Consider the following 22434-nt stretch of genomic DNA (forward strand, 5'->3'; position numbering starts at 1 on the left):
TATTCGGATCGATGAGATGGTCACCACATATATTATCGCCTTCAATTATCAGCCTTGATAATTTTCCGAAACGGATGAGATATACGATGGGGCCGAACGATCACGATCGACCCAGGCCAGCAGCCAGTGCCACCGAGAGCGTTCCACCGGCGATGGCAAAGATCGCGATCACCGCGAAGAACGCGGTCAGCGACGCTGCGCCGAGGACGAAGCCGCCGATAGCGATACTCGCCGAGCCGAGCCCGAACTCGCCGAGGTAGGTGTAGCCATAGGAGAGTCCGCGGCTGTCTGCGGGCGTGTAGACCGCGACGGCGTTCTGATAGAACGGCTGGATCGCAAAGAGGAAAAAGCCGAACGCACCACAGAGCGCGGCGATGGCGACCAGCCCCATGTCGGTGACGGGAACGAACGCGACGGCCAATACCGTGAGAACGGCGAAGATGCCGACCATTCCCCGAGCTGGATCGACGTGATCGGTGAGCTTTCCGCCGGCGTACTGGCCGGCCATCCCGACGACCAAGAGGCCGACGTAGATGTAGTCAGCCGGCTCGATCCCCTCGAGTCCGTCGGGGACAGCCAGTCCGTCCATCGCCTCGAGACCGTGGAGGATCTCGGGCAGATAGGTGAGCATCCCCCGGTAGTACAGCCCTTCGAAGGCGACGATGACGAAGACGACGGCGAAGGCACTGGCAAACAGCGCCCGCGAGTTCGAGACCAGTTCCGAAAGCGACAGCGCCTCGTCCGGGCCCGCGTCGACGTCGTCGTCGACGGCTGCAGTGGGATCGAACCGTGCGCTGAGTCCGTACAGGACGGCAAGAACGCCGGGAACGGCAAGGATCGCCGCGACGAGTTGCCACTCGAGGAAGATCAACAGCGTCGCAGCGACGAACGGGCCGAGTGCGATGCCGGCGTTACCGGCGATCCCGTGCCAGGCGAACACCGTTCCACGATCCTCGACGCCGGTGCTGATGAGCGCGAGGCCGGCTGGATGGTAGACGCTGGCAGCGACTCCCCACAGGAGGAGGCCAACGGCGATCGTGGCGATCGACGACGCGAGCGAGAGCAGGAAAAACGCCACACTCATGCCGGCGATACAGAGCAGGATGAGTCGCTTCGTGCCGTACCGGTCCGCGAGAATTCCGCCCGGGAGTGCGCCGATTCCGAACGGCGCGTAGCCGAGTGCGACGATCAGACCGAGCACGGCGACGCCGACGTCGAACTCGGCGAGCCAGACGACCAGAAAGATCGGAATCGACGTCTCGAACCAATGCACGAGGGCGTGGGCGGCCATCGTGAAGCCGGCGATGGATCGATCGTTGCTGTCCAGTGCCATTCGATCGCTTTGTTCAAAGGCGACGCCGTGGTCACTTAGCGACTTTGATAGAAGCAGAACCGACGACCGTCCGTTCGAGATAGAGCCGATGGCCGCGTTGGGAACTCGAGCGAGGGCGTCTCAGACGTCCTCGAGATCCTCGTCGTCGACGCCGACTGCCTTCGAGACGTCTGGGTCGTCCGGGCCGTCTTGGCCGCCGACGACGAGTTCGCCGTCGTCGGTCTCGACGTAGACGTCGTCCGCGAAGCCGCCCTCGGCATGGGGATGCTCCGGTTCCTCGAGTCGGTCCGGCGTCGACGGCGCGTCCGGGAGTCCCTCCGGCGGCGCGAACTGGCCGAGGGGATCGTCGATCGTGATTCCCCAGCGCTCGAAGAAGTCACCGTAGCGCTCGTAGTGGGCCTCGAGTTCGTCCGTCGGGAACTCCATCATCTCGGTCCAGCCGTGGTTGTAGAAATCGAAGTTGGCCTGGATGTGGGTGATCTCACGGGCTTCGGCCTCCGAGAAGCCCTCCTGAAGCGCCCGCAGGTAGGTGTCGACCGTCGCCTCGAAGAGCCCATCGAGGTGGTCTTTCCGCTCGTCGGCGTGGGCGGGATCGGCCTTTCCGAGGAAGACTTTCGTGTGAAGCCGAACGAGTCCGGATTTGGCAACTGAGCGGACGACCGGCGTCTCGAGGGCCTTCCGGGATGCGAAGTGGCGCGCGTTCTGATGGAGTTTCATGTCGTCGACTATGGAGCATGGCCTAAAGAACGGTTTGGACAACAGTGTTGGCTCGAGAATCGCTCCGACGGTCGTCGATTCGGGACGCCGAACCGATCGATTATTGAGTGTTACCACTCACCATGGGCAAAATAGACGAGATAGCAATCCACTTTAACCCGCATTACGAACGGTCCGGATATGACCCACTACGTGATCATCGGTGACGGGATCTCGGGCAGCTCCGCTGCCGAGACCCTTCGGGAGAAGGACCCGGAGGCGAAGATTACCGTCATCACCGATGAGGGGGAGCCACTGTACAACCGGATTCTCATCAAAGAACACGCGAAAGGCAAACTCCCCGAGGCGCCGATCTCGATCCACGACGAAGGGTGGTACGAGGAACGCGACATCGACCTCTCACTGAACACCCACGTCACGAGCGTCGACACCGACGCGCGGATCGTCCACACTCACGAGGGCGACGAACTCGAGTACGACAAACTGCTCGTCGCGACCGGCGGCACGCCGACGCAGCTGCCCGTCGACAACAGCGACGCTGACGGCATCCACCACTTCTGGACGTTCCAGGACGCTCGCGCGATCCGCGAACACGCCGACCAGGCCGACAAAGGCGTCATCGTCGGTGCCGGCCTGCTCGGGATCGACTTCGCGGCCGTCTGTGGTGCCCAGGGGATCGAGGCTGACTACCTGATGCGTGGCGACCGCTGGTGGCGCTACGCGCTGTCGGCCGACGGCGCCGAGATCATGCACGAGGGCATGCGCGACGTCGGCGTCGAGCCCGTCTTCGACAGCGGCGTCGATCGCTTCGAGACCGACGACGACGGACACGTCACCGCCGCGGTCGACCCCAACGGCGAACGCTACGACTGCGATTTCGCAGGCGTCGCGATCGGACTGACGTTCAACACGGAGTATCTCCAGGGGGCCGGCCTCGAGGAGGACAACGGCATCGTCGTCGACGAGTACATGCAGACCAACGTCGACGACGTCTACGCGGCCGGCGACATCACGCGCTTTTACGACGTGTTGCTGGGTGAACAGGCCCAGAACGGATCGTGGGGCTCGGCCAAGGAACAGGGCCGAATCGCCGCAGTCAACATGGCCGCCGACGAGGAGGCCGAAGCCTTCGAGTGGGTCTCCTCGTACTCGATCACGCACTTTGACTTCCCGTTCCTTTCGTTCGGTCACCCGACGCTCGGCGACGAACACGCAGAACGGAAGTACAGCGACACGGAGTGGCGCCGCATCGCCTTCAAAGACGGCAAAATCGTCGGCGGCGTCCTCATCGGCGACCTCTCGCCACAGAGCAAGTTCAAACAGCTGATGCGCGAACAGCGCGAGGTCGCCGACCAGGCCGAGGTCCTCCTCGAGCAGGAAGTCGACCTCGACGAACTCGCAGCACCACAGGAACAGTAGTCGACGATACACAACCGTTCTCGCCGCTTTCGGTTCGACGTGGCTCCCGTCCTGTCGTTTCACCAGCGATGCTGTCCGCTGCCGGAATCGTTAAGTACTGTCCTGGTGTTTGGTAACAGTGTACATGGCATCCAGTGAGCTCCCATCCAGTGAACACGCTAGTCGTCCACTGCGTCTCGAGTGCGTCGAATCGATTCCCGCGGGGACGACCACTCGTCACGTCGACCAACTCGATACGGAGACACTGGATACGTTCTACGCTGCTCTCGACGGTGACCGTTCGCTACTGGAGGCCGATACGGACCTCGAAATCGGGGAGGTAATCGTCTTCACCGAGTACTACCGCGTCGATCACGTATAGAGCCGGTCTTTCGACGCGCCGGTAGTATCGAAGCCGTTTTCCCCCGCGCGCGCTTTCGATATCGTATGAACGGCGGTAGCGACATGACCCTGGCGTTCGAACTCGAGGCGCTGAAGGAACTCGCCTCGCCCGAGAGCGTCTTCGAAGACGCCAGAGGCTGGACGGAATACATCGGCGTCGTCTCCGAGAAGCCCACCTACGTGGTGACGAACTTCACGCGCAAGAACCGCATCCGACAGGACTTCTTCTCCGGCCCGCGCGGCAAGGCCGAGAGCCTCCAGGGGGTCAAAGATCAGTTCGACACCGAACGGTACGTCTTCGTCGGCTCGAGCGATGACGACGAGGAACTCGCCGACAAAGTCGGCTGGGAGTACCTGGACGTCGAGGAAGCGGCCGACGCCGCCGGCTGGATCGTCGCTGCGGATGCCGATACCGGCGACGACGACGCCGAACAGGTTCGCGACGACTGGCCCTAAACCGGCCCGGATCGGCGGTTGACGGCGGCAGTTTCACCGAGTACGAGGCGGTTGCCGTTCTCGAGGACGTACCCGTACGACGATCCCCGATTGGGTCTTTACTGTGACACAGCTCTCACCGTCTTCGGCGTACCTTTCGGCGGTCGTTGCGTTGGTACCCGATCTCACCGGTTCGGTCGGTTCCGAGCCGGCCCAGGCGGGTGCCGGTGTCGAGGTGACGGCCGCCGACGCCGAGCCGTTCTACGCCTCGCCCGAAGTCGGAATCGTCGTCCTCGCGGGATGGTTGCTCGTCGCATTTCTCGTCGGCTACTACCGGTTCACCGACGCGGATTTCTAGAGGAATTGCCCCGTCTGACGACTCACCGGCAAACGGACGGCGAGTCGCCGACCTTATGACTCGCCCGCGCGAAGATCGCCCATGGCAACGCCACGCGTCCCGGGATCCGGCGGTGAACGAACGCTCGAGCTTCCCTGTGGCACCTCACTCGATCCCCACGATATCGATCTGGGGATGCGCGAGTACACCTGTTCCTGTGGCGAGACACACGCCGTCGTCACCGACGTTCACCCGCCGTCACGGTTTTTCCCCGAGTCGCTGGTCACGATCCTCCAGGAGACGATCGAACCCGCCGACGAGTTCGAGGAGTTCGGCACGCCCCACCTCATGGGCGTCGTCATGGAGGAGTTTCCCGAGAAAGTCGTCACCTACGACGGCAGCGACGACGGCGGCGTCGGCTACGCGATGTTGTGGGTGACCGACTTCGACTCCCGGCGGCTCCACGAGATCGTCGTGGAACTCGTCGTCGAACTCATGGAACACGCGATCAGCCACGCCGAAGACGATACTGCGGTAAGCGAGTTCGAGTCCCAGATGCTCGAGTTCGACGTCAGCGAGTTCGTCGACCAGTATCGACGCCAGCGGGAGTTCGAGAGCGAACACGACCACGCCCTGTAGTATCTCTCCGGATCGATCTGTCGTCGGTCTGTATTCCGCGTCGATACACCCCGATAGTCGTGTTCACGTGTACCGTGGCTTTTGGTCTCGAACCAAATCGTCGACCGATAGGCTCGTCGATTGTCCACACTGACGTGGTAATCAGCTATAGACATCAAGCCAACCAGCACTGATTCTGGAGAATCGAATACGCACGACGATTACGGGGCCGATTTCGGCGAGAGTTCGAATTTCGAAAAGCCGTTTCGAGATTCGTACTGTATCGTGGGGCTTATTACGATGTGCGAACTTCGAGTGAACAAGAGAAATGAGTACGGACCAAAGCGAAACAGGGGACGGACGCACGATTCTGCTGATCGGCAGCGGACCGATCCAGATCGGACAGGCAGCCGAGTTCGACTACTCCGGTGCACAGGCCTGTCGGGCGCTTCAGGAGGAAGGTGCTCGCGTCGTTCTCGTCAACTCCAACCCCGCGACGATCATGACGGATCCGGAGATGGCCGACGAAGTCTACATCGAGCCGATCACCACCGAGGCCATCGCCGAGATCATCCGCAAAGAAAATCCCGACGGCGTCATCGCCGGTCTCGGCGGTCAGACCGGTCTGAACGTCACGGCCGAACTCGCCGAGGAAGGGGTCTTAGAGGAGTACGACGTCGAGATCATGGGGACGCCGCTGGATACGATCTACGCGACGGAAGACCGTGACCTCTTCCGCCAGCGTATGGAAAAGATCGGCCAGCCGGTCCCCGCTTCGACCACGATCGCCCTGGACGAGGACGAAAAGGTCTCGGAACTGACCGAAGCAGACCTCGAGGACCGCGTCCAGGAGGCCGTCGACGAGGTCGGTGGTCTGCCGGTCATCGCCCGTACGACCTACACGCTGGGTGGCTCCGGATCGGGCGTCGTCCACGAGTTCGACGAACTCCTCCGCCGTGTCCGCAAGGGGCTTCGTCTCTCGCGCAACAGCGAGGTTCTCATCACGGAGTCGATCTCCGGTTGGGTCGAGTACGAGTACGAGGTCATGCGCGACGCCGACGACTCCTGTATCATCATCTGTAACATGGAGAACATCGACCCGATGGGTATCCACACCGGGGAGTCGACGGTCGTTACGCCCTCCCAGATCGTCCCCGACGAGGGCCACCAGGAGATGCGCACCGCCGCACTCGATGTCATCCGCGAACTCGGCATTCAGGGTGGCTGTAACATCCAGTTCGCCTGGCGCGACGACGGCACTCCAGGAGGAGAGTATAGGGTCGTCGAGGTCAACCCGCGTGTCTCCCGTTCCTCCGCGCTGGCCTCGAAGGCGACCGGCTACCCGATCGCCCGCGTGACCGCGAAGGTCGCACTCGGCAAGCGTCTCCACGAGATCGAAAACGAGATCACCGGCGAGACGACCGCGGCGTTCGAACCCGCGATCGACTACGTGGTTACCAAAGTTCCGCGCTGGCCCAAAGACAAGTTCGACGACGTCGACTTCGAACTCACCACGGCGATGAAGTCGACCGGCGAGGCGATGGCCATCGGCCGCACCTTCGAGGAGTCGCTGCTGAAGGCGCTTCGCTCCAGCGAGTACGACCCAAGCGTCGACTGGGACGAGGTAAGCGACGACGAACTCGAGGAGCAGTACCTCGAACGTCCCTCCCCTGACCGTCCGTATGCGATGTTCGAGGCCTTCGAGCGCGGCTACTCGGTCGAAGAGGTCGTCGAGCTGACGGGCATCTTCGAGTGGTACACCGAGCGCTTCGAGCGCATCGCCGAGTCGACGCGAGCCGTCCAGGAGGGTGACTTCGCCGAAGCCGCGATCGCCGGCCACACGAACGCGACGATCGCCGCGGCCGCGGGTGCCGACGTCGACACCGTCGAACAAGAGGTCCCGGGCCGCTCGTACAAGCAGGTCGACACCTGTGCCGGCGAGTTCGAGGCCGAGACGCCGTACTACTACTCCGCGCGCAAAAACGAGTTCGAGTCCGGCCCCCTCGAGGGCGACGCCGCTGCTGGCGAACTCGAGGTCGACCGCGACGTCGAGAGCGTGATCGTCGTCGGCGGTGGCCCGATCCGCATCGGGCAGGGCGTCGAGTTCGACTACTGTTCGGTCCATGCCGTCCAGGCGCTCCGTGAGATGGGGATCGACGCCCACGTCGTCAACAACAACCCGGAGACGGTGTCGACGGACTACGACACCTCCGACGGGCTGTTCTTCGAACCCATTACCGCCGAAGAGGTCGCCGACGTCGCCGAGGCGACCGGCGCCGACGGTGTGATGGTCCAGTTCGGTGGCCAGACGTCGGTCAACATCGGCGAACCGTTCCAGGAGGAGATCGACCGCCGCGGCCTCGACTGTGAGGTCATGGGCACGTCCGTCGAGGCGATGGACTTAGCGGAGGACCGCGACCGCTTCAACGCCCTGATGGACGACTTAGGCATCGCCCAGCCAGAAGGTGGCGCTGCCCACAGCAAAGAGGAGGCGATGCAACTCGCCCACGAGATCGGCTACCCCGTCCTCGTGCGTCCCTCCTACGTGCTCGGCGGCCGCGCGATGGACGTCGTCTACGACGACGAAGAACTCGAGCGCTACATCGAAGAGGCCGTCCGCGTCAGCCCGGACAAGCCGATCCTCGTCGACGACTTCCTCGCCGACGCAGTCGAACTCGACGTCGACGCCGTGGCAGACGGCGAAGACGTCCTGATCGGCGGCATCATGGAACACGTCGAGGCCGCCGGGGTCCACTCCGGCGACTCCGCGTGTATGATCCCGCCGCGCTCGCTCGACGACGACGTCCTCGAGCGCGTCCGTGAGGTCACGGAAGACATCGCGACGGCCCTCGATACCGTCGGACTGCTCAACGTCCAGCTTGCAGTTCGCGACGGCGAGGTGTACGTCTTAGAGGCCAACCCGCGCTCCTCGCGTACCGTCCCCTTCATCTCGAAGGCCACGGGCGTCCCGATCGCCAAGATCGCCGCGAAGGTCATGGCTGGCAACAGCCTCGAGGACCTCGAGATCGAAGAGCAGATCCCCGAACAGACCTCGATCAAGGAGGTCGTCCTGCCGTTCGACCGCCTGCCGGGCTCGGACCCGCGTCTCGGACCGGAGATGAAATCGACCGGCGAGGTCATGGGCAGTGCCGACTCCTTTGGCAAAGCCTACGACAAGGCCCAGGACGCGACCGGCAAGCCGATCCCCGAGTCGGGGACGGCGATCATCGACCTCTCGGCCGACGAGTTCCCCGACCCGGAGACCGACGAGGGCGAGACACTCGTCGAGGGCTTCACCGAGCACTTCGACCTCTGTGAGGAGGTCGACCTCGTCGAGGCCGTCCGCGAGGGCAAGGTCGATCTCATCGTCTCCCGCGACCGCGACCTGCTCGAGGTCGCCGTCGAGGAGGAGATCACCTACTTCTCGACGCCCGCGAGCGCGTCGGCCGCACTGGAGGCCCTCGAGGCCAAAGACGAGCCGATCGACGTCCAGTCGATCACCGAACGCCCCAAGCAGACCGCCGAGTGGGGCAAGACGGAATAAATAGATACAGCAGTCCGTCTGAATCGTTCTCGAATCCGACTCGATCTTCTCACGGCAGCGGACCGCATCGATCCGTCCGTCGACGACCGACATTTTCCTCTCCGTCGATCACGGCCGCCGCGTTGAGCCGTCCGGCACCGAGATCGACGTCCCCGTCGCCAGTGGCGAGAGCCGCGGTAGCTTTCAGTTCGCGTTCGACTGTGTCGCGGTGGTGTCCGGCCAGCACCGCTCACTCGAGGCTGTACCAGTCGAACCGCTCGACGGCGTACAGATACGAGATCACGGGAGCGACCAGGCCAACACCGAGGACGGTCCACGCCGCGATAGCGATTTCGCGTGCGGAAACCGAGAGTGCCGGGCCCGGCGTCCACGCCGAGACCGCCACGAACAGCTCGGCGACGAGTGCGGGCGAGTCGGTGTAGAGGACGACCGCGGCGATCGCCGGGAAGATCGCCACGGCAGAGTAGACCAGGAAGGCGGTCTTGCTCGGCATTACCGCTTCGCGGCTGTTCGTCACGTTGACGCTCCCGAATCGGGGCGCCGCCGTGCCGACGCCGGTCGCGAGTGCCGGCGTCAGGACGGCCCCGACAGTGGTGCCCGCGACCAGCACGGCGGTTTGCTCTATCGAAAGCGGGCTAGCCAGTCCCAACGCGAGCGAGGCGACGAGGGCGATCGGACCGGCGACGAGTACGCCGGCGACGACCAGCCCCGTGATGGCCTGACGCCCGGAAAGCGGCGAGGCGACCACGGCGGGCAGCGCCCGGCCGAGGTCACCGAGCGGATTGAGCGTAAACGCCGCTCCAGCGCCCCAGACGACGTACAGCGAGAGCGCCACGGCGACGTACGATGGGACGGTTCCGGTCCGGACGATCTCCCGAACGAAAGCGATCGATCCCAAAAGCGGGTAGCCGACGTAGAGCAGACGGATCGGGGCTCGCTTCGTCCGACGGATCGCGGTCACCGCGACGGTCCCGATCGGACGCGAAACGCCTCGAGCGAGCAGTTGGGAGAGACGACTCGAGCGCGCCTCGTGGCTCGTCTCTTTGGCGTCGTCGAACCGTACCGGGTCGGAAAACCAGTGGACGCGCGCGGAGACGACGCCGGCCGCGAACGCGCCGACGGTGACGACGGTGACGCCGACGAGCGCGCCGACGATCGAGGGTATCGAGGGGGCGACGTTCGGGACCGCGACCAACAGGAGGTGGCCGGGCCAGCCAAGCGGGCTGTCCTGTAACGCGGTAAACAGCTGGCTCGTGACCAGATCGAGATGGCCCGTCGCGATCGCCCCGAAGTACGCCACCCAGAACGCACCGAACAGCACGTACCGGTAGCGAGCGATCGGCTCGTAGACGGTAACGAGGTGCCGAACCCAGGTACCGACCACGAAGCCGACGGGGACGGCCGTCACGAGGGCAAAGGAAACGACCAGCGGCGCTATCACCACCGGCACGAACGTCCCCGTGCCGGTGGCGAACGCACCCGCAAGCAAGACCGTCGGCGGGAGGACCCAGGCGGCGAACATCGCGATCTCGGCGCCGACGATGCCGACGACGACGTTTCGCAGCGAACTCGAGGTGAGCAGGAAGGCCGGCTGATCGGGGTCGGCCGCGGCCGAAAACGCCCGGATCGCAGCCATAAACGTCAGGAAGATCCAGCCGAGAGCGACGCCGCCAGTGGCGAACGACGTCGCCAGTTCGGCCTCGGCCGGGGACGCTCCGGCGGCGAGTTCGGAGCCCAGCCGTGGCAACAGATAGCCGCCGGCAACCATGATCGAACCGCCCATGAACAGCGCCAACAGTCCGATCATGAGCAGTTTCGTCCGCTCGTCCGAGACGGATCGGATCGTCCGCCGGAGCTCGGTCCGGGCGACGAGGAGGGAACCGCGGCTCATCCGGGACCACCGTCGACGAGTCGTCGACTGCACATCGGAAGGGGGACCATACTCGAGAGCGCGTCGCGCATTCAGTAAACAGTTCGGATACTGTCATCCAGTCGATGACTGGCGATCGACCTCGTTTCGAGGAACGTGTTGTACGTTTATGATGACTCGCAAGAAACGACCCCGACATGAGCCCTCCAGGCGCTCCCGCGATCGAAACCGACGGGTTGACCAAACGCTACGGCGAGACTACCGCCGTCTCCGAGCTGACGATGGCCGTCGATCGGGGAACGATCTACGGTTTCCTCGGCCCCAACGGCGCGGGGAAGACGACGACGATGCGAATGCTGACGACGCTCGTGAAACCGACCTCCGGGACGGCACGGGTCGTCGGGAACCCGATCACCGACCGCGAGGCCGTCACACCTCACATCGGCTATCTGCCCGAGGAGCCGCCGATCTACGACGAACTCACCGGGCGCGAACAGCTCGAGTACGCAGCCGGACTGCGCGATCTGCCCGACGAGGAAGCGAGTGCCCGTATCGAGTCGCTGCTCGAGCGATTCGACCTCCGCTCCGACGCCGATCGCCGGATCGAGGGGTACTCGAAGGGAATGCGCCAGAAGGTCGGCGTCATCCAGGCCGTCTTACACGAACCCGCAGTCGCCTTCCTCGACGAGCCGACGAGCGGTCTCGACCCGCGGGCCGCCCGGACGATGCGCAACACGATCGCCGACCTCGCCGATCAAGAGATGACGATCTTCCTCTCGACGCACATTCTCCCCGTCGTCGACGAGTTGGCCGACGAGATCGGCGTCCTCCACGACGGCCAACTGGTTGCCCAGGGCGACCCCGAGACGCTAAAATCACGCGCCGAGACCGGCGAGGCTCGCAGTCTCGAGGACGCGTTCCTCGAGGTGACCCGGGAACACGGTGAACGGACAGCGCGACAAACAGAGGCGTCGACGGAGTAGCAGTCGCCGTCCCCGCCTCTGTGTCCGCTCTCGAGTGCGGAGCCGATATATGTAGTTAGAACGAAACGAACGAGTGACGAACAATATCCATGTCCCTGCTTCGCCCCCTCCACAACGCCCGTCAGACGCTCCGTGACGGCCTGACCAACGAATCGCTTCGGGTCGCGATCCTGTTGGGTCTCGCGACGATTCCATTCACGCTGTTTCTCTCCTGGGAGTCGATCGGAAGCGAGGCCAACGCCTCGGCGAGCGCGCTGTTCGTGGCCGGACTGTGTGCCGGCTACTACTACAGCGATCGGGAGACGACGAGACGCTGCGCCGGGATCTGGACCGGACTGGCGGGCTCGATCGGGGTGGTGATACTCACCGTTGCCGATACGGCCGCACAGGTCGTTCGGTTCGGGCCCGACTGGACGACGATGGACGCGCTCTTGCTCACGCTAACGCCGGTTTTCATCGCGATCAGCGTCGGCGTGTCCGTACTCGTCGTGATGATCGGTACTTGGATCGGCGACTGGGTGGGACGGCGCCTCGACGGCGATCGAGACTGATTCGGCGCGGGATGGGAGTCCATCCTCGAGTCGCGCTGGTGGCAGATCCTTCTTGCATACGTGTTCCTGGTTCCCGAACGTGTGGCTCTACGTTGGCGTTCCGATCGCTATGTACGCGCTCGTCTACACGGTACGACTCGGCGAGTCGGTGAATCCAGCTGGAGACGCGATCTACGCCTTCATCGTCGCACTCTGGCTGGCGGCTGTCAGCTATCTGGCCACGAGATACCGGTACGTCGGAACGCTGCGACCCGACACGGGGCAGCCAAACTGATCGGTGACGGTCAGACACCTCGAGCTCCCCGCGCCGGCGCCGTACCGAGCCCCGAGTCCGACATCCCTAAGCGCGGGGACGCGTTGGTTCGGGTATGGAGTATCACGAGGCGGCGGACTTTCTCTTCGATCTGCGGCGGTTCCGCCCGAAGCCCGGGACGGAATCGACGGCGCGGCTGCTCGCCCACCTCGAGAACCCCCACGAGGACGTCGACGTCGTCCAGATTGCCGGCTCGAACGGCAAGGGGTCGACGGCACGAATGGTAGAGCGAAGCCTCCGGGAAGCCGGGCTCTCGGTCGGGCTCTACACCTCGCCACACCTCGAGGACCTGCGCGAACGGATCCGCGTCGACGGGCGAAAGATCCCTCGGTCAGCGGTCAGCGACTTCGTCGCCGAGGCCGGCGAGTACGTCACCGAGCGCGGCGCCGACGGCGAGTCGCCGACGTTTTTCGAAGTCATGACCGCAATGGCGATCTGGCACTTCGGTCGCGAGGACGTCGACGTCGCCGTCCTCGAGGTCGGGATCGGCGGCCGGTACGACGCCACGAGCGTCGTCGATCCGATCGCGAGCACGGTGACGAGTGTCACCTTAGAGCATACGGGCATCCTCGGTGACACCGTCGAGGAGATCGCCCGCGACAAGGCCCACGTCGCGCCGGAAGACCGGCCGCTGGTGACGGGAGCGTCCGGCGACGCACTCGAGGGCGTCCGTGCGGTCGCCGGCGACGTGATCACCGTCGGCACAGCGGATGGGGACAGGGAGACGGCAGACCGGGGCGGCGAGCCGGACGTCGCGGTCACCTACGACGGCCGAACGAACCACACCGAAGCCGCAATCACCGTCGAGCACGACGACTGGTGTCTCGAGACGCAGATCCCCCTGTTGGGGACCCACCAGGCCGAGAACGCAGGGATCGCCGCGATCCTCGCCCGACAGGTCGCCGACATCTCGGACGAGGATCTCGAACGTGGGCTGCGAAACGCCCACTGGCCGGGCCGCTTCGAAGTGATCGACACGGACCCACTGGTCGTCTTGGACGGTGCACACAACCCCGGCGCCTGCCAGCAGCTCTCGGAGACGCTGTCGACCTACGAGTACGACGAGCTCACGCTCGTCTTCGGCGCGATGCACGACAAGGACCACCGCGAGATGGCCGCGGCGCTGCCGACCCCCGATACCGTGCTCGCGACCGAACCGAGCCTCGAACGCGCCGAAGACCGGGCTGTCCTCGCGAGCGTGTTCGAGGACAGCGACGATGTCGACGTACGAACGGCTGGGACCGTCCAGGACGCCCTCGAGACCGCCCTGGCCGACGCCGGAGAAGACGACTGCGTGCTCGTCGCCGGCTCGCTGTTTGCCGTCGCCGAGGCCCGCTCGCGCTGGACCAGTGCGGGCGTTCGAAAACGGATCTCTGACCGGGAGGACGCCCGCGAGGAACTCGAGCGAGCGAACGTCCCGACGGCCGACGGCGCGCGCCTGGAGGGCGACGCCGTCCACCGCGTAGTCAAACTCTCGCTTGGCTACCGACAGGCCACGGCCGTCGAGCGGGAACTGCTGCGTCTCGGTGGCGAGTGTGCCCTCTCGGGGCTCCAGCGCGACGACGAGACGGTCGAAACCGTCCTGATGGGCACCGTTTCGCAGTTCGAACGTCTCGTCGAGATCCTCGAGACCGACGGCACAGACGAATCGGACGCGACCGCCGACACGGGTGGGCTCGCCGACGTCGCTCGAGAGCTGCGAGCGACTCTCGATATCGATCTCGAGACGAGTGCGTCCGACTCGAGCGGGGACGTCACACGGTCCGACCGCACGGCTCCCACGGACGGAGGTAGCGAGGACTCGGACTCACAGTATCCCTGGCACGATCGCACCGCCGTCATGGGGATCTTGAACGTCACGCCCGACAGCTTCTACGACGGTGGCCAGTACGACGCCCTCGAGGACGCCGTTTCTCGGGCGGAAGCGATGGTCGAAGCGGGCGCCGACGTGATCGACGTCGGCGGCGAGTCGACCAGACCCGGCGCCGACCCCGTCTCGACCGAAACGGAGATCGAACGCGTCGTCCCCGTCGTCGAACGGATCGCCGACCTGGACGTCCACATCTCGATCGATACGCGCAAGGCCGCCGTCGCGGACGCGGCCCTCGAGGCCGGCGCCGACATCATCAACGACGTCTCGGGCCTCGAGGATCCCGAGATGCGGTTCGTCGTCGCCGACCACGACGCCGTGCTCGTGGTGATGCACAGCATCGACGCGCCGGTCGTCCCGGATCGGGACGTCGACTACGACGACGTCGTCGAGGACGTGATCGATCAGCTATCGGAACGTGTCTTGCTCGCCGAGAAGGCGGGGGTCGACCGCGAGAATATCGTCGTCGATCCAGGGATCGGCTTCGGCAAGTCCGCCCGCGAGAGTTTCGAGATCCTCGGGCGCACCGACGAGTTCCACGCGCTCGGCTGTCCGGTGCTCATCGGCCACTCACAGAAGTCGATGTTCGGCCACGTCGACTGCGAGGCCGACGAGCGCGACGCGCCGACCGTCGCAGCGAGTGCACTCGCGGCCGACCGTGGCGCCGACATCGTCCGGGTACACGACGTCCCCGAGAACGTCGCCGCGGTTCGGACGGCGCTTGCGGCCCGTGACCCCGAACGGTTCGACTGGAGCGCCTGAGCGCGACTCGAGTATTCAACTGCCGGTCGAAGGTTCAACCGTCCGGAGCGTGTACCGACGGCAAGCGCAGCGTGCGCGGAGGAACACGATGTCCGAGGAACACGACAACGACCTATCGGCAGAGATCCCGACGGAGACGGTAGAAGAACTCGCATCACAGCGTCCCGTAGAGGCGGCGACGGCCGTCACACCCGGTGATAAACGCGGGCTGCTATCGTTGGCGGGCGGTGGTGTATTGCTTCTGTCGGCGCTCAAATCGCTCCGGAAGGGGCAGCTCCGAGCGCTCCCGAAAGGTGCCGTCGCCGCCGGCCTGCTCAGCTACGGGCTTCGACGGCAGCGCTCGAGCGGCCCGGAGACGTTCGAACCCGTGACGGACGAGGTCGAGGGCGGAACCGACGACAAGGACGTGTCGGATCAGGCCCACGCCGCCGCCGAGCGACCGGATTCCGGCCGTGAGTCGCAGATCGATGCGAGCGGTGAGGTCGACGACGCGAGCCAGCTCGGCGACGAAGGCGACACGGGAGAGCGAGTCGAGTTCACCGAGGACGCCGAAGGGGAGGAGCCACGAACGAAACCTGAACACGTAGGCGAGGAGGAAGATCCGCGTCGCGACACCGACGACGAGACGGTCGAGATCGACGTCTCCGAGACGGCCATGGCCGAAGAAACGAGCGAGGCGACTGGCCCCGATCCGGAACAGGCCCAGCCGTCCCAGACCGACTCGATCGAGCCCGAAGAGAGCCCCGAGGAGGACGCATCGGATATGAAAGTCGAACCGGGCGAGGACAGCGACAGCGCGTCCGACGAACCGGACGAAAGCGCAAGCGAGGGCGACGAAGACGAGACTGAGGATCGGTAGTCCGTAGCGTACACGCTACTGACGGCGCTCTCGAGTCGCTGCCTCTCGTGTTGTCTGCCACCCCGCGAGGATAGCGGCCGGCAGCGCGATCGCACCGGCGACGAGCAACACCGCCGCGACGGCCGTTCCCGGAGTGACGCGGTGGGGACTGACGGTCAGCGAGAGCCCGAGATCGATCTCGAGATAGGTAACCACGCCGAGGACGAGTAATCCCGCAAACGAGAAGACGGCGACCGCGAGCAACGCCCTGGGTCGTCCGGCTCGGCCGGACTGCGCCCGTTCGTCAACCATACCGATGGTTGTCAGTCCCCGATCATGAGCCTTCGGATCGAGCCGACCACCGAAGACGCACCACGGGCGGTCGGCAGTAGCGTCGTACGTACCGATCGACCCCGAACGACGGCGTCCGTGCGAGTGGCTATGACCTCCTCGAGAACGAAGCCGACGGCTACTCGCCGTCGGTGTTCGTCACTCTGAACTCGAACTCGAATTGACCGTCCGTCCTGACGTTTACGCCACCGAGTTCCGACGACAGCTGTTCTCGAACTCGAGAGGTTGGCTCGACGGTGACCGAGACGCTGTCACTGTTGGCGTTGTATGTGATGGTCCCGACAGTCACGTCGAACCCTCGAGAGCGTCGCCCTCTCGGGACGAACGCCAACTGGTATATAACTCCCTCTATATCTGGGTTCCGTTGCTATCCCGGACGACGACTAGCTTCTAGATAGGAGAGAAGAAACTATGACGACATACCAATTCACTTGTCCCGACTGCAGTCGGGTGTTCACCGTCACTGAACCGATGCGCGATGCGACCATAGCCAACGGCTGTCCGGTCTGTGGAGCGCCCATCGACCGAACCGATTTCATGTCGGAGCCGGCACCGGCATGAGTACCATGTCGGTTCCGACACTGGTACACACGTCCGTTTCGTACCTCCGTCGTTCGTTTTAGGAGATTAAGGGATACGCTTTTACGACACGACATTGTGACACTGAATGCCATGACTGACGTCACGTACGTCCAGAAAGCGTGTGCCTACATCACGCGGAAGACAGGGGAACTCCTCGTCTTCGAGGGACCGGGCCACGACGGACTCCAGATCCCGAAAGGGACACTCGAGGGCGGCGAGTCGCCTCGAGAGGCGCTGTTCAGGGAGGTACGCGAAGAGAGCGGGCTCGCCACGCTACAGGACGTCACGCATCTGACGACCGACGTCTGGACACGCCGCGAGGAGCCGCCAAAACGGTACGTTCGCCACTTCTTTCATGCGAGCGTCCACGAGCCACGCGACCGATGGGTCCACACTGTCACTGACGGCGGCGACGAAGACGGCTCGAACTTTCATCTACGATGGATCGACCCACGGGCTGCCGGCGCGTTCGCACTCGATCTCGACGACTACGTCCATCTGCTCTTCGACGGCGTTTCGAGCGACAGCGTCGCATCGATATCCGATTGACCGCAACAACGGATTCGGGCGGTCGACCGTCGACTACTTCGAAAGCGCGCGTTCGACGGCCTCGGCGACGTTCATCGCCTTCTCGTACAGTTCGTCCGAGACATGGCCGTCGTCGACTGCGTCCTCGAGTTCCGCGGCGTCGACGATGTCGACGGTTCCGTCCGGTTGCCGGATCACGTCGACGTAGAGGTCGACGTAGCGCGCGCCGTCGGGAAATAGCTCCACTGGCGTACAGATATTGACGTACGTTCCTTTCGCCGTTCCGTCTTCGTCTTTATACGTCGTCGGATACCACCATCGGCCCTCGCGGAACTTCGTGACGGCAACGTCGCCATCCTCCTTGGGAACGCCGAGGGCATCGTAGGTGCCCCCGCCACGCATCGAGCGTTCGAGCGTGATCGAACCGTCGGCGTCCCAGTCGGTCACCTCTCCGCGGCCAAGCGAGATGCATCGGCCGTCGGGCTTGCCGTGACCGATCTCGATTCGATCGCCCATCGTCGGCCCGAACTGGCGAGAGACTACGCCGAAGGGAAACCCGTCTTCGCCGGGCGCGTCGCAGACGGCCTCCGCGAAGTCGACGGCCGCGCTCGCGGCCCTGTCCGCGGCCTTGATCCGGTGGTGGCCGGCCATCGTCGTCTCGACTTCACGGCGGCGGTTGTCCAGTGCCAACCGCGACTCGCGGCCGAACCAACACCACGACGTCGACTGCAGGCCCGCGAGCAGTCCCGGCTCGCTCGGTCGGTCGGGAGCGTCCTCGAGTGCTGCCTCGAGTTCGCGCGCTCGAGTGGCCGCCGCCTCGAGAGCCGTGCCCATCGCCTCGAGGTCGGCATCGGCGGCCCCGCTTTGCCAGCGGATCCCCCAGCCGTCGGGGACGTCGACCGACAGGAGATCCGTCATCCCGACGAGTTCGTCGGCTCGCTCACCCCGGAGTGCCGCTGAAACACCGGACCGCCCCCGGGAGAGGGTACAGAGGCCATCGGCCACCTCGAGGGTCGGCTCGACCCGGGGATCGTCGTCGGTCCACGGTGGTGTGGGTTCGGTGACCTGAACGCGGTACCGATCACCGCTGTCGACGTAGCCGTTGACGTCGTCGTACTTCAGGTGGCCGCGACGGCCGTCGCCGAGATCGACGGTCGCACCGCTGCCGCCGCCGGCGTCGATCACTTCGGCGTCGAAGACGGCACCGCGGGGGACCGAGTCCTTCCAGCGGAAGCTATCGATCGCGAGGGACTCGAGTTCGCCCGCGACCGTCTCGACGGTGTCGGGATCGCCCGAGACCTCGACACCCTGCCTGTCGCGGGTCGTTTCGATCGTGACGTCTGCCGGAACGGTCTCGAAGGCGTCGTCGAACCGCTCCTGGATCGGATCGGAGGCCTGGACGACCTCGAGGCCGTTCGTCCCGAGCAGTCGCGTAAGGGCCGTAGTATAGATGCCGCGGACGCGTACCGTCGTCATCGCCATCCCTCCGTCGGCTCCGCCGTAACCGTCTCCGCGTCGTCCTGTGCGTTCACGATGATCACTCCAGGGTCTCGCGGTCGGGCGCGAACCGCACGCGGTCGTCGATCGTCGGTCCGAGCGTCAGTTCTACCGAATCGTCCGGGAGGATCCGGCCGTCCTCGACGACCGCTTGTGAGGCGGCCTGGAGGTCGTCGGTATCGAGGCCGACGTCGCGAAGCGCCCGCTGGGTTCGCTGGTCGAAGTGCATGTACCTGTGTTACCGGGCGACGCCTTTGTGGATTCCGAGTTCACTCGTGGTTCCACCACTGAAGCGTCGCCGAACGCTTACCGGACCGGACGCCGTAGTCCACCGCAAGCGCCATGGAGCGAGGACGCGATCCGGTCGAAGAAGCCAGCGACGAGTCGAGAGATCTCCACGAGGTGTCTACGTGGGAACCCCGCACCCCGCTCGACGCACTCGCGTATACGGTCTACAACGGGATCAGTTACGGGTTTCAGGCGATCGTTCTCCTCGTCGCACTTGCGATCACGGCGACGCTGCTCGTCCAGCCGGCCATCCTCGTCGCCGACGAGCCGGCGCTTGCGGTCTTCTTTGCGCTCTCGGTCGTCCCGGCGGCGCTGCTCGCCGGTTTCATCTGGTACACCGATATTACGACGAACGAACCGCTTGGCTTACTCGTCGCAACGTTCGTCCTCGCGGTCCTCTTCGCGACGTTCGCCGCCGTCGTCAACTCCGTGTTCGCGGGGCTGCAGGCGATTCCACTGGTCGGCGCGGCGCTCTTTTTTTACTTGATCGTCGGTCCCGTCGAGGAAGCCGTCAAACTCCTCGCGGTCCGTGTCTTCGCGTACCGCAGTGATTCCTTCGACGCAGTCATCGACGGCGCGGTCTACGGTGCGGTCGCCGGACTGGGCTTTGCCGCGATCGAGAACGCGATCTACATCTCCGGAACGGTCGCGGAGGCCGACATCGGGACGATCACCGCCGCGACCGGAATCGCGACGGTCCGTGCACTCGTCGGTCCCGGCCACGTCATCTACTCCGCGATCGCGGGGTACTACCTCGGACTCGCGAAGTTCAACCCCGACAATGCCGGCCCGATCGTCGCGAAGGGGCTGTTGATCGCCGCCTTCGTCCACGCCACGTACAACACGACGGTCGGGTTCGTGCCCGATCTCGTCGCCAGTCTCTACGCCGTTCCCCCCAGCGTCGCGTTCGTCGGCTACGTGATCGCGTTCGACATCGCCGTCGGCTACTATCTCTACCGGAAGATCGTCCGTTACCGACGGGCCTACCGCGACGTCAGAGACGACACCGGTCCCGAACCCAAGCCGGAACTCACCGAGTTCGATCCGCCCCAGCGGTAGGTCCACTCGAGATCGCCCGCGGATGCAAGCACCACTGGCTTCTCTCGGAGTCGTCGGAGTCTAGAGGGACGACGATCATCCGGTCTCGAGCACTCGGAACGACAGTGACCGCTGGAACCGGCTGGGACAGTCAGACAGCAGTCCGTCTCAGTGGGTATCCGTCGTGTCGGGTGCGACGTCGCTACCACTACTCATGACTGAACCGTTCACCACCGACGACCTCGAGAGGCCCGTCGAGAACGCCGCCGGCGAGGTGATCGGGACCGTCGAAGCGATCGACGACGACATCGCCTTCCTCGACACCAGCGCCGGCCTCGTCGACTCGGTCCGGGCGACGCTATGTTGGAACGGCGACCGGGACGATACCGTCACGATCCACGCACGCGACGTCGACGAGGTCTCGAGTACGATGATCAGACTCGAGTGCGACTCCGAGGAGTGACGAGCGCGGCGACGGCCGACGATTGAATACGTCACAGTCTATATTTTCATTGCACCCCTAGCTGTACGTGATGGTCCCGTTTATCGGATCGATCGTCGCGTTCGTGGTCGCACTGCTCGTCGGTGGCCTGGCGATTTACGTCGGCGCCTCGGTCGTCGTCGACGTCGAGGACTACTCGTATGCCGTCGTGACGGCCCTCGTCGGTGCGATCGCGTGGGCACTGACGGCCTGGATACCGCTGTTCGGCCCACTCCTGGCGCTGCTCGCCTGGATCTGGGTGATCAACTGGCGGTATCCCGGCGGCTGGGTCGACGCCGCGCTCGTCGGCGTCGTCGCCTGGGCCGCTGCACTCGTCATCATCTTCGTCCTGAACGCCGTCTTCGGGCTCGGCGTCGGGGCGTTCGGCGTGCCAGGCGTCTGAGACGGGCCGCCGTCTACTGATCGGTTCCGCTACTCGAATCGTTCCTCGAGCAGCCGTTCGACGTACTTCGCGAGCACGTCGACCTCGAGGTGGACCGGATCGCCCGGCTCTTTCTCCGAAAGGGTCGTGAGTTCGTACGTCGCTGGGATGATCGCGACGGTCACCGAGCCGGCGTCCGAATCGAGATCGGCCACGGTAAGGCTGATTCCATCGAGCGTGATCGATCCCTTCTCGACGACGTACCGTCCGTAGCCCTCGGGGAGTTCGAACTCGAAAAACCAGTCCTCGTCGACGGACTCGATGTTCGTCACCGTCGCGACTGCGTCGACGTGGCCCTGGACGACGTGGCCGTCGAAACGCCCGTCGGCTGGCATCGCGCGCTCGAGATTGACCTGGTCGCCGTCCGCCAACTCGCCCAGATAGGTCCGGTCGACCGTCTCGGTCGCCAGAAAGACTTCGAACCACGACCCCTCCTCGAAGCGCTCGACGGTGAGACAGACGCCGTTGACGCTGATGCTCTGGCCGTGCTCGAGGTCGGTCGCGACCTCGTCGGCTCCGATTCGCAGACGGAGGCCGTCCGCGGTGCGCTCGCGAGCGACGATCTCGCCGGTCTCCTCGACGATTCCCGTGAACATACTCGAACCTGCCAGTCGACGGATAAAGCCGTTCCGGAGCCGGAACGCGTCCCAGTTTCGTGACCGACACGAGAGCGGTCGCTCGCCGGGTCGCCGTGCTTTTGGCGCCGCCCGTACTACGGGCGGTCGATGGCCGGAATCATCGACACGGTCAAACTCGCCGGAGTTCTCGTCCTCGCGATCCCCGCGGCGCTTGCTGGACTCGAGTTGTTCCTCGTTCGCGGCGACCAGACGGCCGGGGCGATCCTGCTCGTCCTCTCGGTCGGACTCGTCGTCATCCAGCGGCGTCTCACACTCCCCTCCGACGTTCCAGGGATCGCGGCCAAGCGGGTCGTTGGCGCGGTCACGAGCGACTCGAGTGGCGAGTCGGACGACGGCGACGACGTCGTCGACGTCCCCCGCGACGAGGATCGCTCGTAGCGACACAGTGAACGTTTATATCACTTCGTCTGGAATTACAACGAAATCGAAATGGGTGACAGTATCGTCGCCGTTCTCAAACTCGGCGAGTTGATCGTCGACGGCGTCCTCAGCGTCTACGGTCGATTGCGCGGATCAGAAGACGACGCGGACGACCGCCGATCGGCGGACGATCCCGACTCGAGTCAGTAGTTCGAAGGCGCTCTAGAGCACCGACGACTCTGGCGATCGGCGAGACAT

At 64.7% G+C, this 22434-nt stretch carries 25 protein-coding genes and 1 pseudogene; 18 read left to right on the forward strand and 8 right to left on the reverse strand.

The genetic code is table 11. The features are described from left to right. Positions 1-100: 100 nt before the first annotated feature. Both RBH26_RS08375 and RBH26_RS08380 read right to left on the reverse strand, forming a co-directional pair. Positions 101-1333 (reverse strand): MFS transporter, encoded by a 1233-nt coding sequence (locus RBH26_RS08375; protein WP_306757751.1) that lies wholly within the window; start codon positions 1331-1333, stop codon positions 101-103. Between the two features lie 120 nt (positions 1334-1453). After that, positions 1454-2050, reverse strand: coding sequence for a DUF6149 family protein (locus tag RBH26_RS08380; RefSeq protein ID WP_306757752.1), 597 nt, complete (start codon positions 2048-2050; stop codon positions 1454-1456). Positions 2051-2230: 180 nt separating this feature from the next. On the opposite strand from RBH26_RS08380, the gene RBH26_RS08385 reads away from it, so the two are divergent. From RBH26_RS08385 to carB, 6 genes and pseudogenes are all read left to right on the forward strand, one after another. Continuing rightward, the gene (locus RBH26_RS08385) at positions 2231-3469 is read left to right on the forward strand and encodes an FAD-dependent oxidoreductase (RefSeq protein ID WP_306757753.1); all 1239 of its coding nucleotides are present in this window, start codon (positions 2231-2233) and stop codon (positions 3467-3469) included. A 124-nt stretch (positions 3470-3593) separates the two neighbouring features. Then, a complete protein-coding gene (locus tag RBH26_RS08390) occupies positions 3594-3830 on the forward strand; it encodes a hypothetical protein (RefSeq protein ID WP_306757754.1) in 237 nt (78 codons plus the stop codon). A gap of 65 nt (positions 3831-3895) precedes the next feature. Further along, complete coding sequence (locus tag RBH26_RS08395) at positions 3896-4306, forward strand: hypothetical protein (protein ID WP_306757755.1); 411 nt, start codon at positions 3896-3898, stop codon at positions 4304-4306. A gap of 76 nt (positions 4307-4382) precedes the next feature. Then, positions 4383-4643: pseudogene (locus tag RBH26_RS08400) on the forward strand (ABC transporter); the annotation flags it as partial. 81 nt (positions 4644-4724) lie between these two features. Beyond that, positions 4725-5261 carry a DUF5815 family protein gene (locus tag RBH26_RS08405; protein ID WP_306757756.1) on the forward strand — a complete coding sequence of 179 codons (537 nt, stop codon included), beginning with the start codon at positions 4725-4727 and terminating at the stop codon, positions 5259-5261. A gap of 307 nt (positions 5262-5568) precedes the next feature. Beyond that, positions 5569-8784, forward strand: coding sequence for a carbamoyl-phosphate synthase large subunit (gene carB, locus RBH26_RS08410; protein ID WP_306757757.1), 3216 nt, complete (start codon positions 5569-5571; stop codon positions 8782-8784). A gap of 229 nt (positions 8785-9013) precedes the next feature. Here the strand turns inward: carB and RBH26_RS08415 are convergent, their stop codons facing one another. Further along, on the reverse strand, positions 9014-10675 hold the full coding sequence (locus RBH26_RS08415) for a hypothetical protein (protein ID WP_306757758.1): 1662 nt from the start codon (positions 10673-10675) through the stop codon (positions 9014-9016). A gap of 176 nt (positions 10676-10851) precedes the next feature. Between RBH26_RS08415 and RBH26_RS08420 the strand changes: the two genes are divergently transcribed. The 5 genes from RBH26_RS08420 to RBH26_RS08440 all read left to right on the forward strand — a co-directional run bounded on the left by RBH26_RS08420 (position 10852) and on the right by RBH26_RS08440 (position 15992). Beyond that, positions 10852-11637 (forward strand): ABC transporter ATP-binding protein, encoded by a 786-nt coding sequence (locus RBH26_RS08420; RefSeq protein WP_306757759.1) that lies wholly within the window; start codon positions 10852-10854, stop codon positions 11635-11637. 89 nt (positions 11638-11726) lie between these two features. Further along, positions 11727-12188 (forward strand): DUF5518 domain-containing protein, encoded by a 462-nt coding sequence (locus tag RBH26_RS08425; protein WP_306757760.1) that lies wholly within the window; start codon positions 11727-11729, stop codon positions 12186-12188. A gap of 79 nt (positions 12189-12267) precedes the next feature. Beyond that, positions 12268-12462: a hypothetical protein gene (locus RBH26_RS08430; RefSeq protein ID WP_306757761.1), complete on the forward strand. Its 195-nt coding sequence runs from the start codon at positions 12268-12270 to the stop codon at positions 12460-12462. 94 nt (positions 12463-12556) lie between these two features. Further along, the gene (gene folP / locus RBH26_RS08435; RefSeq protein ID WP_306757762.1) at positions 12557-15133 is read left to right on the forward strand and encodes a dihydropteroate synthase; all 2577 of its coding nucleotides are present in this window, start codon (positions 12557-12559) and stop codon (positions 15131-15133) included. 88 nt (positions 15134-15221) lie between these two features. Beyond that, on the forward strand, positions 15222-15992 hold the full coding sequence (locus tag RBH26_RS08440) for a hypothetical protein (protein WP_306757763.1): 771 nt from the start codon (positions 15222-15224) through the stop codon (positions 15990-15992). A 15-nt stretch (positions 15993-16007) separates the two neighbouring features. On the opposite strand, the gene RBH26_RS08445 is transcribed toward RBH26_RS08440, so the two are convergent. Both RBH26_RS08445 and RBH26_RS08450 read right to left on the reverse strand, forming a co-directional pair. Then, positions 16008-16283, reverse strand: coding sequence for a hypothetical protein (locus RBH26_RS08445; protein WP_306757764.1), 276 nt, complete (start codon positions 16281-16283; stop codon positions 16008-16010). Positions 16284-16440: 157 nt separating this feature from the next. Next, complete coding sequence (locus tag RBH26_RS08450) at positions 16441-16674, reverse strand: hypothetical protein (protein ID WP_306757985.1); 234 nt, start codon at positions 16672-16674, stop codon at positions 16441-16443. Positions 16675-16733: 59 nt separating this feature from the next. On the opposite strand from RBH26_RS08450, the gene RBH26_RS08455 reads away from it, so the two are divergent. Next, positions 16734-16883: an FmdB family zinc ribbon protein gene (locus RBH26_RS08455; RefSeq protein ID WP_306757765.1), complete on the forward strand. Its 150-nt coding sequence runs from the start codon at positions 16734-16736 to the stop codon at positions 16881-16883. A gap of 111 nt (positions 16884-16994) precedes the next feature. Beyond that, the gene (locus RBH26_RS08460; RefSeq protein WP_306757766.1) at positions 16995-17453 is read left to right on the forward strand and encodes an NUDIX domain-containing protein; all 459 of its coding nucleotides are present in this window, start codon (positions 16995-16997) and stop codon (positions 17451-17453) included. A gap of 33 nt (positions 17454-17486) precedes the next feature. Here the strand turns inward: RBH26_RS08460 and RBH26_RS08465 are convergent, their stop codons facing one another. Then, positions 17487-18908, reverse strand: a complete 1422-nt coding sequence (locus RBH26_RS08465; RefSeq protein ID WP_306757767.1) for a DUF402 domain-containing protein — start codon at positions 18906-18908, stop codon at positions 17487-17489. A 61-nt stretch (positions 18909-18969) separates the two neighbouring features. Then, the gene (locus RBH26_RS08470; protein WP_306757768.1) at positions 18970-19158 is read right to left on the reverse strand and encodes a hypothetical protein; all 189 of its coding nucleotides are present in this window, start codon (positions 19156-19158) and stop codon (positions 18970-18972) included. A gap of 113 nt (positions 19159-19271) precedes the next feature. On the opposite strand from RBH26_RS08470, the gene RBH26_RS08475 reads away from it, so the two are divergent. The 3 genes from RBH26_RS08475 to RBH26_RS08485 all read left to right on the forward strand — a co-directional run bounded on the left by RBH26_RS08475 (position 19272) and on the right by RBH26_RS08485 (position 21139). Then, positions 19272-20276 (forward strand): PrsW family glutamic-type intramembrane protease, encoded by a 1005-nt coding sequence (locus RBH26_RS08475; RefSeq protein ID WP_306757769.1) that lies wholly within the window; start codon positions 19272-19274, stop codon positions 20274-20276. Positions 20277-20469: 193 nt separating this feature from the next. Further along, a complete protein-coding gene (locus RBH26_RS08480) occupies positions 20470-20718 on the forward strand; it encodes a hypothetical protein (protein WP_306757770.1) in 249 nt (82 codons plus the stop codon). A 70-nt stretch (positions 20719-20788) separates the two neighbouring features. Continuing rightward, on the forward strand, positions 20789-21139 hold the full coding sequence (locus RBH26_RS08485) for a hypothetical protein (RefSeq protein WP_306757771.1): 351 nt from the start codon (positions 20789-20791) through the stop codon (positions 21137-21139). A 29-nt stretch (positions 21140-21168) separates the two neighbouring features. Here the strand turns inward: RBH26_RS08485 and RBH26_RS08490 are convergent, their stop codons facing one another. Beyond that, positions 21169-21774, reverse strand: coding sequence for a riboflavin synthase (locus tag RBH26_RS08490; protein ID WP_306757772.1), 606 nt, complete (start codon positions 21772-21774; stop codon positions 21169-21171). Between the two features lie 129 nt (positions 21775-21903). Between RBH26_RS08490 and RBH26_RS08495 the strand changes: the two genes are divergently transcribed. Beyond that, a complete protein-coding gene (locus RBH26_RS08495; protein WP_306757773.1) occupies positions 21904-22194 on the forward strand; it encodes a hypothetical protein in 291 nt (96 codons plus the stop codon). A 51-nt stretch (positions 22195-22245) separates the two neighbouring features. After that, positions 22246-22386: a hypothetical protein gene (locus RBH26_RS08500; protein ID WP_306757774.1), complete on the forward strand. Its 141-nt coding sequence runs from the start codon at positions 22246-22248 to the stop codon at positions 22384-22386. The last annotated feature ends 48 nt before the right edge of the window (positions 22387-22434 follow it).

The organism is Natronolimnohabitans sp. A-GB9 (assembly GCF_030848565.1).
In the GTDB taxonomy this organism is placed as follows: domain Archaea; phylum Halobacteriota; class Halobacteria; order Halobacteriales; family Natrialbaceae; genus Natronolimnohabitans.